Here is a 13,599-nt window from a genome sequence, read left to right as displayed (position 1 = left end):
GAGGGAACCCGAATGACGACCACCGAACCCAGCAAGACCGGCCCCACGCTCGCGAGCCTGGATCCCCGCGACGGCACGGTCCTGGCGGAGTACCCGATCGCCGGACCCGAGGAGGTGGCGCTCGCCGTCGAGCGTGCGCGCGCCGCCGCCCGCTGGTGGGCCGCCCAGGGTCCGCGCGGTCGTCGGGAGTGGCTGCTCGAGTACAAGCGGGCGATCGCCTCCCGCTCCGACGAGTTGGCCTCGCTCATCTCCGCCGAGACCGGCAAGCCGGACGAGGACGCGACGCTCGAGGTCATGCTCACGGTGAGCCACCTGGAGTGGGCGGCCAAGAACGCCGACAAGGTGCTGCGCCGCCGCTCGGTGTCCGCCGGACTGCTCATGAGCAACCAGGCGGCCTACGTCGAGTACCAGCCGTACGGCGTCGTCGGCGCGATCGGCCCCTGGAACTATCCCGCGTTCACCCCGATGGGCACCCTCTCCTACGCCATGGCCGCCGGCAACGCCGTGGTGTTCAAGCCCAGTGAACTCACGCCCGGAGTGGGCGTCTGGCTCGCCGAGGTGTGGAACTCGCTCGGCGCCTCCCAGCCGCTGTTCCAGACCATCACGGGTGACGGCTCGACCGGCGCCGCGCTGTGCAGGGCGGGCGTGGACAAACTGGCGTTCACCGGGTCGGCCGCGACGGGCCGCAAGGTCATGGCCGCGTGCGCGGAGACCCTCACCCCCGTCGTCATCGAGGGCGGCGGCAAGGACGCGTTCCTGGTGGACGCCGACGCCGACCTGGACTCGGCCGTCGACCAGGCGGTCTTCGGCGCCATGGGCAACGCGGGGCAGACGTGCGCCGGCGTCGAACGGATCTACGTCCACCGGGACGTCCGGGACGCCTTCGTCCACAAGTTCACCGCGAAGGTCCGGGCGCTGACCCCCGGCACCTCGGTGACCTCCAGCTACGGCCCCATGACGCTGCCGTCCCAGATCGACATCGTCCGCCGACACGTCAAGGACGCGCTGGCCCGGGGTGGCACGGCCGTCATCGGGGGCGAGGAGTCGGTGGGGGAGCGGGTCGTCGAGCCGGTCGTGCTGGTCGACGTGCCCGAGGACTCCACGGCGATCACCGAGGAGACGTTCGGGCCGACCGTCGTCATCAACTCGGTCGCGGACCTCGAGGAGGCGGTCGAGAAGGCCAACGCCAGCAGCTACGGCCTCGGCGGCGCGATCTTCACCGGCAACCGCAAGCGGGGACTGGCGCTGGCGGAGAAGCTCGACGTGGGCATGGTGTCGGTCAACGCGTTCCTGGCCTTCGCCGGGATCCCCTCGCTCCCGTTCGGTGGGTCGGGCGACTCGGGCTTCGGCCGCATCCACGGCGCCGACGGGCTCCGGGAGTTCTCGCGGCCCAAGGCCATCACGGCACAGAAGTTCGCCGCCCCGCTCAACCTCATGACCATGACCCGCAAGCCGAGGGACATCAAGGTGGTCAAGTGGATGCTGGCCAACGTGCAGGGAAAGCTGTGATCTCCCGATGACCGCCACCGCCTCGAACAGGACGACGCCGGAGGAATTCCGGGACACGACGACGACGAGCTCCGCGGACACGGGACGGCGCACCCTGCCCGGGGTGTTCGGACCGATCCCGTCCGAGCTGGTGGCCGACGCCGCCGTCGAGCACCCGCTCACGGCGTCGCCGCCGCTCAAGCCGGGCCGCTGGTACTGGCGGGATCTCATCGCGTCCCTCGACCCGGTCGCCGACGCGGCGGAGATCCACCGCATCACCTCCTCCTACGAGTTCCCCTGGGACTACCAGCGGGCACTCGAGCTGGCCCTGTACCGCACGTACTGTGTGCCCTCGGTGTCGGCGGTCCTGGAGCAGGCCGGCCAGTTCCGCGACAACCCCCAGAAGCGGTACGACGACACCGCGTTGCTGATGGTGGAGCTGGTCGAGCACGGGTACGACTCGCCGCGCGGCAAGGAGGCGCTGCGGGTGATCGACCGCCAGCACGCGCGGTACGAGATCACGAATGACGACATGCTGTACGTGCTGTCGACGTTCATCTACGAGCCGCTGGAGTGGATCGACGCGATCGGGTGGCGGCGCCTGCACCCCCACGAGCGACTGGCCGCGTTCCACTTCTACCGCGGGGTGGGGCAGCGGATGAAGATCGCCGACATCCCGGAGGACATCGGGGAGTTCCGCCGGTGGCGTGACGACTACGAGGCCCGCACCTTCCGCTACGACCGGAACAACGAGCTCATCGGCACGTACACGCTCGATCTCATGTGTTCCTGGTATCCGGAGGCGGTCCGCCCCGCGGTCCGCAAGGTGGTCCTGTCGCTGGTGGACGACGACATGACCCGGGCCTTCGGCTTCCCGTGGCAGCCGCCGGGACGACGCAGGGCCGCGTACGCGGCGCTGCGGGCCCGGTCCGCGGTGGTCCGGTGGCTCCCGGTGCGTCGACGGGCGCTGGGGTCGAGCGCGACCGAGAACCGGACCTACCCCGGGTATCCGAACGGCTACCGGCCCGCCGACCTGGGGGCCTGCCCCATCCAGCCGCGGGACCGGATCGAGGGCTGCCCGGTGATGCACGGCGGCGGGGAGGGACGGGGAGAGGACCGCGCATGACCACCGCCTCCGCTCCGCCGAGGCCCCCCGGGGCTCCGGCCCGCTTCGCCGCCGACGAGCGGTGGGGGCGCCGGGCGGCACGCCTGCTGCGGCCGTTCGCCGACGTGCGCTCGGGCCCCACGCCCGCCGATCGCGCGCGGATCTCCGAGGCGTTGATGTCCGGTGACCCGCGTGCCGACGCGGTCCTGGAGGCGATCGACAGGGGTGAGACCTCCATGGCGCGGGTGCGCGCGGCGCTGAGGGCGGCGGCGGCCGGTGAGTCCTCGCCCCCGGGGGGAGCCGGCCGAGGTGGGCGACTTCGTCGGCGCCGTCACCGAGATCCCCGACTGGCTGGATCCCGACCTCGCCGACCACGGTGCCCGGGTCTGCCTCCGCGCCGGGCTGACCGGACAGGATGTGCTCGGTGACCTCGCCCTCCTCGGCGGCTACCGGCCGGCGGCCACGACCGAGGTGCTCACCTCGACCGGTCGCCTGACCGGGGAGGGGACCGCCACGCGGGTCGCGGAGACCATGGCCTGGTGGCACGCGGTCGCGGCACCTGACGGCTGGCGCCCGGGGAGTGCCGGCTGGGAAATGACCGTGCACGTGCGGCTCATGCACGCCCGGGTCAACCGCGCGATGCTCGCGAAGGGGTGGGACACCTCGGCCAAGGGGTTGCCCATCAACCAGGCGGACATGGCAGCCACCAACGGCCTGTTCTCCGCGACGTTCCTGTTGGGCACCCTCGTGCTGGGCATCCCGCACTCACGCGCCGACGGGCGGGCCGTCATGCACCTGTGGCGCTGGATCGGCCACGTGATGGGCGTGGACCCCGACTTCCTCCACGACCGACCGCGTCGAGGCCTGCGGGACATGTACCACTTCCTGCGCACCTCGCCGCCGCCCGACGCCAACTCGGCGGTACTCGCCGAGGCGCTGCTGGAGTCCTACGGACTGTCCGACTTCCCCCGCTTCGCCCCGGTGCGCCGCCGCCTGGACGTGGCAAGACACCGCAGCCTCGCGACCTACCTCAACGGCGTCGCCGGGATGCGCGAGTTGGGCCGGCGGCCCGCGCTGCCGTGGTACCCGGCCCTGGTGTTCCCGGCCAACCTCGTGACCCACGGGGCGGCCGCGGTGAGCCCGAGGCTGCGTACCGCACTCGAGGCCCGCGGCTACCGGCGCATCCGTCGGCAGATCACCCGCTACTCCCGCGGGACGGTCGCCCCGCTGGCCTGAGGCGAGTCCGGCCGGCCCCGGGTGACGAGGGCCGCGGCCGTCAGCGGGACAGCAGGGTGAGCCGCGCCAGTTCGCCGAGTCGGGCGGTGGCCGAGGGGTGGAAGCCCGAGCCCTGCCCGCCGTCCAGCACCACGGCGAGGGCGGCGTGGACCCGGATCCGGGCCGTCGCGTCGTCGACGGCGGATCCCGCAGGCGCCGCCTCGCGGACCAGCCCGGCCCAGCGCTCGAGCTGGCGCAGCTGGGACCGGCGGATCCGCCGCCTGTCGTCGGGGTCGAGAATGCCGAGTTCCGAGTGGTAGAGCATGAGCTCGGGTCCGTGGGAGAAGGAGATGGAGACGTACTGGTCGAGCAGATCGACGAGTGCCCGGGCGGGGTCGTCCCCGGAGCCGTGCAGGGCGGCGTGGCGGTCGAGTAGGTCGGAGACCAGGGTCGCGGTCCGGTCGACGGCTGCGGTGAGCAAGGCGGATTTACCGGGGAAGTGCCGGTACAACGCCGACGCGGCGACGCCCACGTCGGCGCCGATCGCCTCCATCGTCACCTCGTCGTATCCGGAGGAGTGGAACCGGGCTATCGCGGCGGTGATCGCGCCCTCCCGGGTGGCGGCCCCGCCACGGAGCCGGCCCGGTGCCGTGGGCCCGGGCGCGGGCGGGTGTTCCGCTCGTGGAGTCGTCGACCTGACGCCCGGGGTGGATCCGGCCAGGTCCGCCGCGATCGACTGCATCAGCGCCACCGCGCCCGCTTCGGTGACCTCGATGCGGTGATGGCCGAGCGAGGCGATGCAGGCGAGGATGGCGCCGGCCGCGCCCCGGGTCCCGGTCCGGGCGACACCGCCGTGTCCGCGGATCGCGTCGGAGAATCGCTGGCGGATCCGGATGTCGGCCGCAACGACCGCCGCCCGGTCCTCCGGCGTGAGATACCGGATCTGCCAGCGGTACAGCGCGGCGCGGGAGCGGTGGGTCAGCGTCGCCCGGGTGACCGAGTCGACCAGGTGGTCGAGGTCATCGGAACCGGACGTGGCGGCGTCGAGTTCCCCGACGAGCGTGGCGACCGCGTCTCGGAACATCGCGTACTTGCCCGGGACGTACCGGTACAGCGCACCGGGGGTCACCGCGAGTCGATCCGCGATGTGCTCCACACGGGTCGCGTGGTATCCGCGTCGCGTGAACTCCTCGGCCGCGGCCAGCGCGATCTCCGCACGTCGGGACCCCGGCGGAGGGGCGTCCGGGAACCTCGTGGGCAGTGGTGGTGACGACGTCATGACCTCTCGGATCTCGTGAGGGCGGATCGGGGTGTGATCTTGACAACAGCGGATACAGTGGCCATAGTAAACCCGAATTCACAGATATATGTGATCGAATCCATGTGAGTGTCTCGAGTGCGTCGTCGCAGACCGGCTCGGGACGGAAGGGACAACCCACCCATGTCAGTGCCCGAGGCCTACATCTACGACGCGGTGCGCACGCCACGCGGTAAGGGCAAGTCCAGCGGTTCGCTGTACAGCGTCGCCCCGATCGACCTCGCCGTCGGCGTGCTGCGTTCGCTGGTCGAGCGCAACAGCAGTCTCGATCCCGCACAGATCGAGGACGTCGTCATGGGCATCGTCGGTCCGGTCGGTGAGCAGGGCGCGGTGTTGCCCCGCATCGCGGCCCTCGCCGCCGGACTGCCCGAGACGGTGGCCGGGGTGCAGCAGAACCGCTTCTGTGCCTCCGGGCTCGAGGCCGTGAACCTGGCCGCGCAGAAGGTCCGCGCGGGGTGGGAGGACCTCGTCGTCGCCGGTGGCGTGGAGTCGATGTCGCGGGTCCCGATGGGCTCCGACGGCGGCGCCTGGGCGCAGAACCCCCGGGTCAACTACTCCACCTCGTTCGTCCCGCAGGGGATCGGCGCGGACCTCATCGCCACGATCGAGGGCTTCTCCCGCGGGGACGTCGACGAGTTCGCCGCGCGGTCGCAGGAGCTCGCCTCCGCCGCCTGGGACGAGGGCCGCTTCGCGGGCTCGGTCATCCCGGTGGTCGACTCCGCCGGTCTGGTCGTGCTCGACCATGACGAGCACATCCGGCGGGGCACCACCGCCGACGATCTCGCGTCACTCCGGCCGTCGTTCGCGGCGCTCGGTGAGCAGGCCGGTTTCGACGCCGTGGCGCTGCAGAAGTACCACTCGGTCGAGCGCATCGACCACGTCCATCACGCCGGGAACTCCTCCGGGATCGTCGACGGTGCCACCGCGATGCTCATCGGCAACGCCGAGGCCGGCGAGCGCAACGGCCTCGCGCCGCGCGCCAGGATCGTCTCGGCCGCCGTCATCGGTTCGGAGCCCACGATCATGCTCACCGGCCCCACCCCGGCCGCCCGCAAGGCCCTCGCCAAAGCCGGCCTGACGATCGACGACATCGACTTGTTCGAGGTCAACGAGGCGTTCGCCGCCGTGCCGATGAAATTCGCCAAGGACCTCGGGGTCCCCATGGAGAAGATCAACGTCAACGGCGGCGCGATCGCCATGGGGCACCCCCTCGGCGCGACCGGCGCGATGATCCTCGGCACCGCCCTGGACGAGCTGGAACGCCGCGACGCCCGCTACGCCCTCGCGACCCTGTGCGTGGGTGCCGGCATGGGCATCGCCACCATCATCGAACGCCTGTAGACGACCCGGCCGCCAGCCTTGACAAGGACGAGAAAAACCCCAATGAGCAGCGAATTCACCAACACCATCACCTACGAGCGCGACGCCGACGGCGTCGTCGTCCTCACCATGGACGATCCGGGTCAGAGCGCCAACACCATGAACGCCGACTACCTGGCGTCCATGGAGGCGGCCGTCGACAGGATCGCCTCCGAGGTCGACGAGATCACCGGCGTGATCCTGACCTCCGCCAAGAAGACCTTCTTCGCCGGCGGCGACCTGGGCGACATCCTGTCGATCCCCGCTGACGGGGCGGACCTGGCCGTGGCCACCGTCGAGCGGGCCAAGGCGCCACTGCGGCGACTGGAGACCCTGGGTAAGCCCGTCGTGGCCGCCATCGCGGGTGCCGCGCTCGGCGGCGGTCTCGAGATCGCGCTGGCCACCCACCACCGGATCGTGGTGGACTCGCCCGCGATCCAGCTGGGCCTACCCGAGGTGAGCCTCGGTCTGCTGCCCGGTGGCGGCGGGATCGTCCGCACCGTGCGCATGCTCGGTGTGGCCACGGCCCTGACGGAGGTGCTGCTCGAGGGCAGGCGCCTGCGTCCGGGCAGGGCCCACGAGCTCGGGCTCGTCGACGAGCTGGTGGCCGGCCCCGACGACCTGGTGCCCGCGGCGAAGGCGTGGATCGCCGCCAACGCCGACGATCCCGAGGCGGCGACCCAGCCGTGGGACCGCAAGGGCTACCGCATGCCCGGGGGCACGCCGTCGAGCCCGGCGCTCGGCGCCACCCTCCCCGCGTTCCCCGCGATGCTGCGCAAGCAACTCAAGGGCGCGCCGTACCCGGCCCCCGTCGCGATCATGGCCGCGGCCGTGGAGGGCGCCGGGGTGGACTTCGCCGCCGCCCAGGCGATCGAGGCCCGCTACTTCGCCGGACTCGCCACCGGGCAGACCGCCAAGAACATGATCCGCGCGTTCTTCTTCGACCTGCAGAAGGCCAACGGGCTCGCGAAGGCGTACGGGTCGGCTGACCGCGAACCGATCACCAAGGTCGTGGTCCTGGGCGCCGGGATGATGGGCGCGGCGATCGCCTACGTGTGCGCCAAGGCCGGTATGGAGGTCGTCCTCAAGGACATCGACCAGTCCGCCGCCGAGCGGGGCAAGGGCTATTCGGAGAAGCTCGTCGCCAAGACCGTCGCCCGCGCCACCGAGGGCGAGGCCCGGGACGCCGCGCAGGCGAAGGGCGAGGCGCTCCTGGCGCGCATCACCCCCACCACCGACGCCGCGGCCGCCTCCGGTGCGCAGGCCGTCATCGAGGCCGTGTTCGAGGACCCGAAGGTCAAAGAGACGGTGTTCGCGGAGATCGCGCCGCACATCGCCCCGGACGCGCTGCTGTGCTCCAACACCTCGACCCTTCCCATCACCATGCTCGCGGGCGGCGTGGACCGGCCGGCCGACTTCATCGGCCTGCACTTCTTCTCGCCCGTCGACAAGATGCCGCTGGTCGAGATCATCAAGGGCGCCGAGACCTCGGAGGATGCCCTCGGGCGCGCCCTGGCACTGGTCGCGCAGATCGGCAAGACCCCCATCGTCGTCAACGACTCCCGCGGGTTCTTCACCTCGAGGGTCATCGGGACCTTCACCAGTGAGGGCATGGCGCTGCTCGCCGAGGGCGTCCCCGCGCCCACCGTCGAACAGGCCTCCTCGCAGGCCGGCTACCCGGCGCCGGTGCTCGCGCTGATGGACGAACTCACGTTGACCCTGCCCCGCAAGATCCGTGACGAGACCCGCCAGGCGGCCGAGGCAGAGGGCCGGCCGCTGCCCGACCACCCGGGCAACGCCGTACTCGACACGATGATCGACGAGTACGACCGCAAGGGCCGCTCCACCGGCGCCGGCTTCTACGAGTACACCGACGGCAAGCGCTCCGGACTCTGGCCGGGCCTGGCGGAGGCTTTCGGCCCCGCCACCGAGATCCCGCTGCAGGACGCGATCGACCGGATGCTGTTCGCCGAGGCGATCGAGACCGTCAAGTGCCTCGACGAGGGCGTGCTGGAGACCACCACCGACGCCAACGTCGGCTCGATCCTGGGCATCGGCTTCCCGGGCTGGACCGGCGGCGTCGCCCGCTACATGGACCAGTACCCGGGCGGCCTGCCCGGCTTCGTCGCCCGCGCCGAGGAGCTCGCCGAACGCTACGGGGACCGTTTCACCCCGCCGGAGTCCCTGCGGTCCAAGGCCGCCTCCGGCGGCACCTACGAGGAGGTCCAGCCGTGATCCGTACCCGCTTCACCGAGGAGTTCGGCGTCCGTCATCCGATCGTCCAGGGCGGCATGATGTGGGTCGGCCGCGCCGAACTCGCGGCCGCCGTGTCCGAGGCGGGAGCGCTGGGAATCATCACCGGGCTCACCCAGCCGACGCCCGAGGACCTGGTCCGCGAGATCGCCCGGTGCCGGGAGATGACCGACCAGCCCTTCGGGGTCAACCTCACGATCCTCCCGTCGATCACGCCGCCCCCGTACGCGGAGTACCGCCAGGCGATCGTCGAGTCGGGCGTGAAGATCGTCGAGACCGCCGGGTCCAACCCCAAGGACCACTCCCTGTCTTCCACGCCGCCGGCGTCAAGGTCATCCACAAGTGCACCTCCGTGCGGCACGCACTCAAGGCGGAGAAGCTCGGCGTGGACGCCGTCTCCATCGACGGCTTCGAGTGCGCCGGACATCCCGGTGAGGACGACGTCCCCGGTCTGGTGCTCATCCCCGCCGCGGCGGCCCGGCTGACCATCCCGATGCTGGCGTCCGGGGGCATCGCCGACGCCCGCGGCCTCGTGGCCGCACTGGCCCTGGGGGCCGACGGCGCCAACATGGGGACGCGGTTCATGTGCACGGCCGAGTCGCCGGTCGCGGACCAGGTCAAGCAGCAGATCGTCGCCAACTCCGAGCTCGACACCACGCTCATCTTCCGCACGCTGCACAACACCGCGCGGGTCGCGGCGAACGCCGTCTCGGCGGAAGTGGTGGCCAGGGAGGCCGAGGGCGTGGAGTTCTCCGACATCCAGCACCTCGTCGCCGGGGCCCGGGGCCGCAAGGTCTTCGAGGACGGCGACCTGGACGCCGGCATCTGGTCGGCGGGTCAGTGCCAGGGCCTGATCGACGACGTGCTCACCGCGGCCGAGCTGGTCGACCGCATGATGGCCGAGGCCGAGTCGATCATCACCGACCGGCTGGCCGGCATGGTCGCCGCCGCGGAGACGGTCCGATGACCCCCACGGGCCGGGACGCGGTCATGGTCGACCGCGACGACCTGGGTGTCGCGACTATCAGCATCAACCGACCCGACCGGATGAACGCGCTCGACCACCCGACGGTGTGCGCACTGGTGGAGATCATCTCCGAGCAGAGCCTGGACCCCGACACCAGGGTCATCGTGCTCGCCGGCGAGGGCGGGGCGTTCACCACCGGGGCGGACCTGCAGGCCATCCGGGACGGGGCCGGGACGGACGAGGCGCCCAGCCCCGAGGCCACCATGACCAGCGCCGCCGAGCTGGTGCGGGCGGTGCTGACCGCCCCGGTCCCGGTGATCGCCGCGGTCAACGGTCCGGCGGCGGGGGTGGGCGTCTCGCTGGCGCTGGCCTCCGACCTCGTTCTCATGTCCGACGACGCGTACCTGCTGTTCGCGTTCACCAACATCGGCCTCATGCCGGACGGCGGGGCCAGCGTGCTCCTTCCCGCGGCGGTCGGCCGCTCGGTCGCCTCCCGGATGCTGCTGCGCGGGGACGCCGTGGCGGCAGCGGAGGCCCAGCAGGTGGGTCTGGCACTCGACGTCCTGCCCGCCGCGGACCTGCGCCCCGCCGCCGCCACGCTCGCCCGCCGGCTGGCCCGCGGCCCCCGCCGCGCCCTGGAACTCACAAAGAAGTCGGTCACCGGGGCCACACTCGCCGAGCTGGACGCCGCGCTGGCCCGCGAGCACGAGGGACAGTGCGAGCTCCTGGTGTCCGACGACTTCGCCGAAGGGGTCGCCTCGATCCTCGAGAAGAGACGCCCCGACTTCTCCTGACCCGGTCCTCCACCCTCACCGCCCACGAAAGGCCGAATCATGACCACCGCCACCATGGACCCCGTCGCGGAACTCCACGCCGCGCGTCGCAACCACTGGAACACGTGGGTGGCTACCCACGCCGAGATGAACCCCGACGGCGAGGCGCTGCGCTACCTCGGCCAGACCACCACCTGGTCGCAGCTACACGAGCGCAGCGGTCTCTTCGCCGACGCGCTGGCCCGTCGTGGGGTCGCCAGGGGTGATCGGGTCATGCTGATCACCCTCAACAACCCGGAGTTCGTCGAGGCGGTGCTCGGCATCAACCGGTTGGGTGCCATCGCGGTGCCGGTGAACTTCCGCCCACCCCGGCCGAGCTGGCCTACCTGGTGAGCGACTGCGCGCCGAAGGTCGTCGTCACCGACGCCCTGCTCGCCCCGCTCGTCGGGGCGATCCGTGCCCAGGGTGAGGAGCCGGGAGACCACATCGTCATCGGGGGCGAGTCCGGAACGGAGGACCAGACCACCTTCGCCGACGCGCTGGCCGAGGAGGGCGAACCGCATCCGCCGGTCGACGTCCCGGAGGACGCGACCGCTCTCATCATGTACACCTCGGGCACCACGGGTCGGCCCAAGGGCGCGATGCTCTCCTACGAGAACCTCACCGCCCAGTCCCTGACCTGTATCCGGGTGTTCCGGCTCTTCGACGAGGAGGGGCGCGCACTGTGCGCGGCCCCGATGTTCCACATCGCGGCGCTCGGTTCGATCGCCCCGAGTCTCCAGCTCGGCGGCGTCACGGTGGTCCACCCCCTGCAGGCCTTCGACCCGTCCGCCCTGCTCGACACCCTCGAGGCGGAGCGGATCACCAGCGTCTTCCTCGTGCCCGTGCAGTGGCAGGCCGTCTGCGCCGAGCAGAAGGCCCGCCCGCGGACGCTTGTGCTGCGCAACATCTCGTGGGGTGCGGCCCCGTCCACGGACACGATCCTGCGCGCCATGTCCGAGACGTTCCCGGACGCCCTCAACTGCGCGGTGTTCGGCCAGACCGAGATGAGCCCCATCACCTGCGCGCTCGACGGTGACGACGCGATCCGCAAGCTCGGGTCCGTCGGCAAGGTCATCCCCACCCTGCAGGCCCGTGTCATCGACGCGTTCGGGGAGCCGGTCGGTCCCGGCGAGGTGGGCGAGATCGTCTACCGCGGACCCACCACCATGTCCGGTTACTGGAACAAGCCCGCGGAGACCGCGGAGGCCTTCGAGGGTGGCTGGTTCCACTCCGGTGACCTGGTCCGGATGGACGACGAGGGCTTCGTCTACGTCGTGGACCGCAAGAAGGACATGATCATCTCGGGCGGCGAGAACATCTACTGCGCCGAGGTCGAGAACGTGATCGCGGGCCACCCGCGGATCCGCGAGGTCGCGGTGATCGGCCGGAGTGACGACACGTGGGGCGAGGTCCCGGTCGCGGTCGTCGCCCAGCACGAGGGGGAAGGTGCCCCGGACCTCACCCTCGACGAGCTGACCGGGTGGCTGCGCGACAGGCTCGCCGGTTTCAAACTGCCCAAGCACCTCGTTCACGTGGACGAGCTGCCGCGCAACGCCAGCGGCAAGGTGGTCAAGGGGGCCCTGCGTTCGGCGCACGGCACCATCGGCGTCTGACCCGCCGGCCGAGCCGACTGCGACGCCCGGACACCGCTGACATGGTCTTCCACCTCCCCGCGGGCCGGGGTCCGGTACGCGACCTGGCGGGTCAGGTCGGGTCCCTGGTCGGGTACTCGGTCTTCACCCTGCTGAGCTGCGTGCGCACGGTCGTCACGGGACGTCTCTCGCTCGCCGAGACCCGCGACCAGGCCCTGTTCGTCGCCCGCGTGTGCTTGGTACCCGCGCTGTTGCTGATGCTGCCGGTCGGCGTGCTCGTCGCCGTGTCGGTGGGGGAGTTGGCGGGCCGGCTGGGTGCGGCCGGGTACGCGGGCGCCGTCGTGGCCTTCGTCGTGGTGGGGCAGGCCTCGGCGCTGGTCTGCGCGCTCATGCTGGCCGGGGTCGGCGGCTCGGCCATCTGCGCGGACCTGGGCTCCCGCACCATCCGCGAGGAGGTCGAGGCCATGGAGGTGATGGGGCTCGACGTGATCGAGCGACTGGTGGTGCCCCGCGTCATCGCCACCGTGCTGGTCTCCATGGTGTTGTGCGCCCTGGTCACCGCGATGGGCGTGACCGCGTGCCTGATCTACCAGGTATACGGCCAGGGGGAGTCGGCCGGGGTTTCTGGAGGTCACCGCGGCGGCCAATCGACTGGTGCCGTGGCCGGTGCGCACGCTCACCTACCGCGTCCTGCTGCTCGAGCTCAAGTGGCGCCTGCGGACCGGGCGTCCGTTGACCCCGGTGATTCACGGGGATCTGCGGATCGCTGGGCGAAAATAGACCGAAGTGCTTCCTGAACAGGGGAAACTGGGACTTGTCTAAGGTTCCATGTTCGCCAGCAGAAAGCACTCGGTAAGTGAAGCGTACTTCGTGGTCGTCCGGTCTGTCCGTTACTGCTGATGGTGTCGGGGTGATCTCCCACGCCGGGGCCATCGCGCCTCGGCTTCTGGCTGATCAGGTCGGTCTGGCCGCCGAGCTGTCAGGGGCCATGGCTCGCCGAGAATTTATCCCGATCCACGACCGCGGCCGGGTGCTGATCGACGTCGCGGTGATGCTCGCCGATGGCGGCGAGGCCATCTCCGACATCGGCGTCCTGCGCCACCAATCCGAGGCCCTGGGCCCAGTGGCGTCGGCGCCGACGGTGTGGCGCACGCTCGATGAGGTCACTGCCGGCAAGCGCAAGAAGATCCAGGTCGCCCGTGCCCGCACCCGGCGGCACGTGTGGTCGCACCTGCCCGGCGGGGTGCCCGCATCGGCGTGTGCGGGGCGGGATCTGGGATCGACGATCGTGCTCGATGTGGACGCCACCATCGTGGTCACCCACAGCGAGAAGGAACATGCAGCTCCGACATATAAGCGCACGTTCGGCTACCACCCGATCGGCGTGTGGTGCGACAACACAGAAGAGTTTCTCGCCGCGAGCTTGCGCCCGGGCAATGCTGGCTCCAACACCGCTGCCGACCACATCGACGTCCTGGGCCAGGCAA

General features: G+C 71.2%; 9 protein-coding genes and 2 pseudogenes. 10 read left to right on the top strand and 1 reads right to left on the bottom strand.

What is annotated here, in order from left to right:
• Positions 1–12: 12 nt before the first annotated feature.
• From CEY15_RS13500 to CEY15_RS13490, 3 genes are all read left to right on the top strand, one after another.
• Positions 13–1,509 (top strand): aldehyde dehydrogenase family protein, encoded by a 1,497-nt coding sequence (locus CEY15_RS13500; RefSeq protein WP_095718894.1) that lies wholly within the window; start codon positions 13–15, stop codon positions 1,507–1,509.
• A 7-nt stretch (positions 1,510–1,516) separates the two neighbouring features.
• Entirely contained in the window at positions 1,517–2,614 is a 1,098-nt protein-coding gene (locus CEY15_RS13495) for an oxygenase MpaB family protein (protein ID WP_095718893.1), read from the top strand.
• 255 nt (positions 2,615–2,869) lie between these two features.
• Complete coding sequence (locus tag CEY15_RS13490) at positions 2,870–3,829, top strand: oxygenase MpaB family protein (protein ID WP_095718892.1); 960 nt, start codon at positions 2,870–2,872, stop codon at positions 3,827–3,829.
• Positions 3,830–3,869: 40 nt separating this feature from the next.
• Here the strand turns inward: CEY15_RS13490 and CEY15_RS13485 are convergent, their stop codons facing one another.
• A complete protein-coding gene (locus tag CEY15_RS13485) occupies positions 3,870–5,087 on the bottom strand; it encodes a TetR/AcrR family transcriptional regulator (RefSeq protein ID WP_095718891.1) in 1,218 nt (405 codons plus the stop codon).
• 162 nt (positions 5,088–5,249) lie between these two features.
• On the opposite strand from CEY15_RS13485, the gene CEY15_RS13480 reads away from it, so the two are divergent.
• From CEY15_RS13480 to CEY15_RS13450, 7 genes and pseudogenes are all read left to right on the top strand, one after another.
• On the top strand, positions 5,250–6,467 hold the full coding sequence (locus CEY15_RS13480) for an acetyl-CoA C-acetyltransferase (protein ID WP_095718890.1): 1,218 nt from the start codon (positions 5,250–5,252) through the stop codon (positions 6,465–6,467).
• Between the two features lie 42 nt (positions 6,468–6,509).
• Entirely contained in the window at positions 6,510–8,720 is a 2,211-nt protein-coding gene (locus CEY15_RS13475; protein ID WP_095718889.1) for a 3-hydroxyacyl-CoA dehydrogenase NAD-binding domain-containing protein, read from the top strand.
• Positions 8,720–9,705, top strand: a pseudogene (locus tag CEY15_RS13470) (NAD(P)H-dependent flavin oxidoreductase). Before CEY15_RS13475 ends, CEY15_RS13470 begins: the two are co-directional and overlap by 1 nt.
• Positions 9,702–10,499 carry an enoyl-CoA hydratase-related protein gene (locus tag CEY15_RS13465; protein ID WP_095718888.1) on the top strand — a complete coding sequence of 266 codons (798 nt, stop codon included), beginning with the start codon at positions 9,702–9,704 and terminating at the stop codon, positions 10,497–10,499. Before CEY15_RS13470 ends, CEY15_RS13465 begins: the two are co-directional and overlap by 4 nt.
• A gap of 39 nt (positions 10,500–10,538) precedes the next feature.
• Positions 10,539–12,133, top strand: a pseudogene (gene fadD5 / locus CEY15_RS13460) (fatty-acid--CoA ligase FadD5).
• Positions 12,134–12,174: 41 nt separating this feature from the next.
• Positions 12,175–12,909 (top strand): MlaE family ABC transporter permease, encoded by a 735-nt coding sequence (locus CEY15_RS13455; protein WP_095718887.1) that lies wholly within the window; start codon positions 12,175–12,177, stop codon positions 12,907–12,909.
• A 59-nt stretch (positions 12,910–12,968) separates the two neighbouring features.
• The coding region (locus tag CEY15_RS13450) for a transposase (RefSeq protein ID WP_141244264.1) at positions 12,969–13,599 on the top strand (631 nt) is incomplete at its 3' end.

The organism is Dietzia natronolimnaea (assembly GCF_002289575.1).
In the GTDB taxonomy this organism is placed as follows: Bacteria; Actinomycetota; Actinomycetes; order Mycobacteriales; family Mycobacteriaceae; genus Dietzia; species Dietzia natronolimnaea_A.
The sequence above is the reverse complement of the archived record's forward strand: the minus strand, read 5'-3'. Positions and strand labels throughout refer to the sequence as shown.

Coding starts and splice junctions, on each gene's coding strand:
- CEY15_RS13495 (WP_095718893.1), top strand. CDS start 1,517: ATGACCGCCACCGCCTCGAACAGGACGACGCCGGAGGAATTCCGGGAC.
- CEY15_RS13480 (WP_095718890.1), top strand. CDS start 5,250: ATGTCAGTGCCCGAGGCCTACATCTACGACGCGGTGCGCACGCCACGC.
- CEY15_RS13485 (WP_095718891.1), bottom strand. CDS start 5,087: ATGACGTCGTCACCACCACTGCCCACGAGGTTCCCGGACGCCCCTCCG.
- CEY15_RS13465 (WP_095718888.1), top strand. CDS start 9,702: ATGACCCCCACGGGCCGGGACGCGGTCATGGTCGACCGCGACGACCTG.
- CEY15_RS13475 (WP_095718889.1), top strand. CDS start 6,510: ATGAGCAGCGAATTCACCAACACCATCACCTACGAGCGCGACGCCGAC.
- CEY15_RS13455 (WP_095718887.1), top strand. CDS start 12,175: ATGGTCTTCCACCTCCCCGCGGGCCGGGGTCCGGTACGCGACCTGGCG.
- CEY15_RS13500 (WP_095718894.1), top strand. CDS start 13: ATGACGACCACCGAACCCAGCAAGACCGGCCCCACGCTCGCGAGCCTG.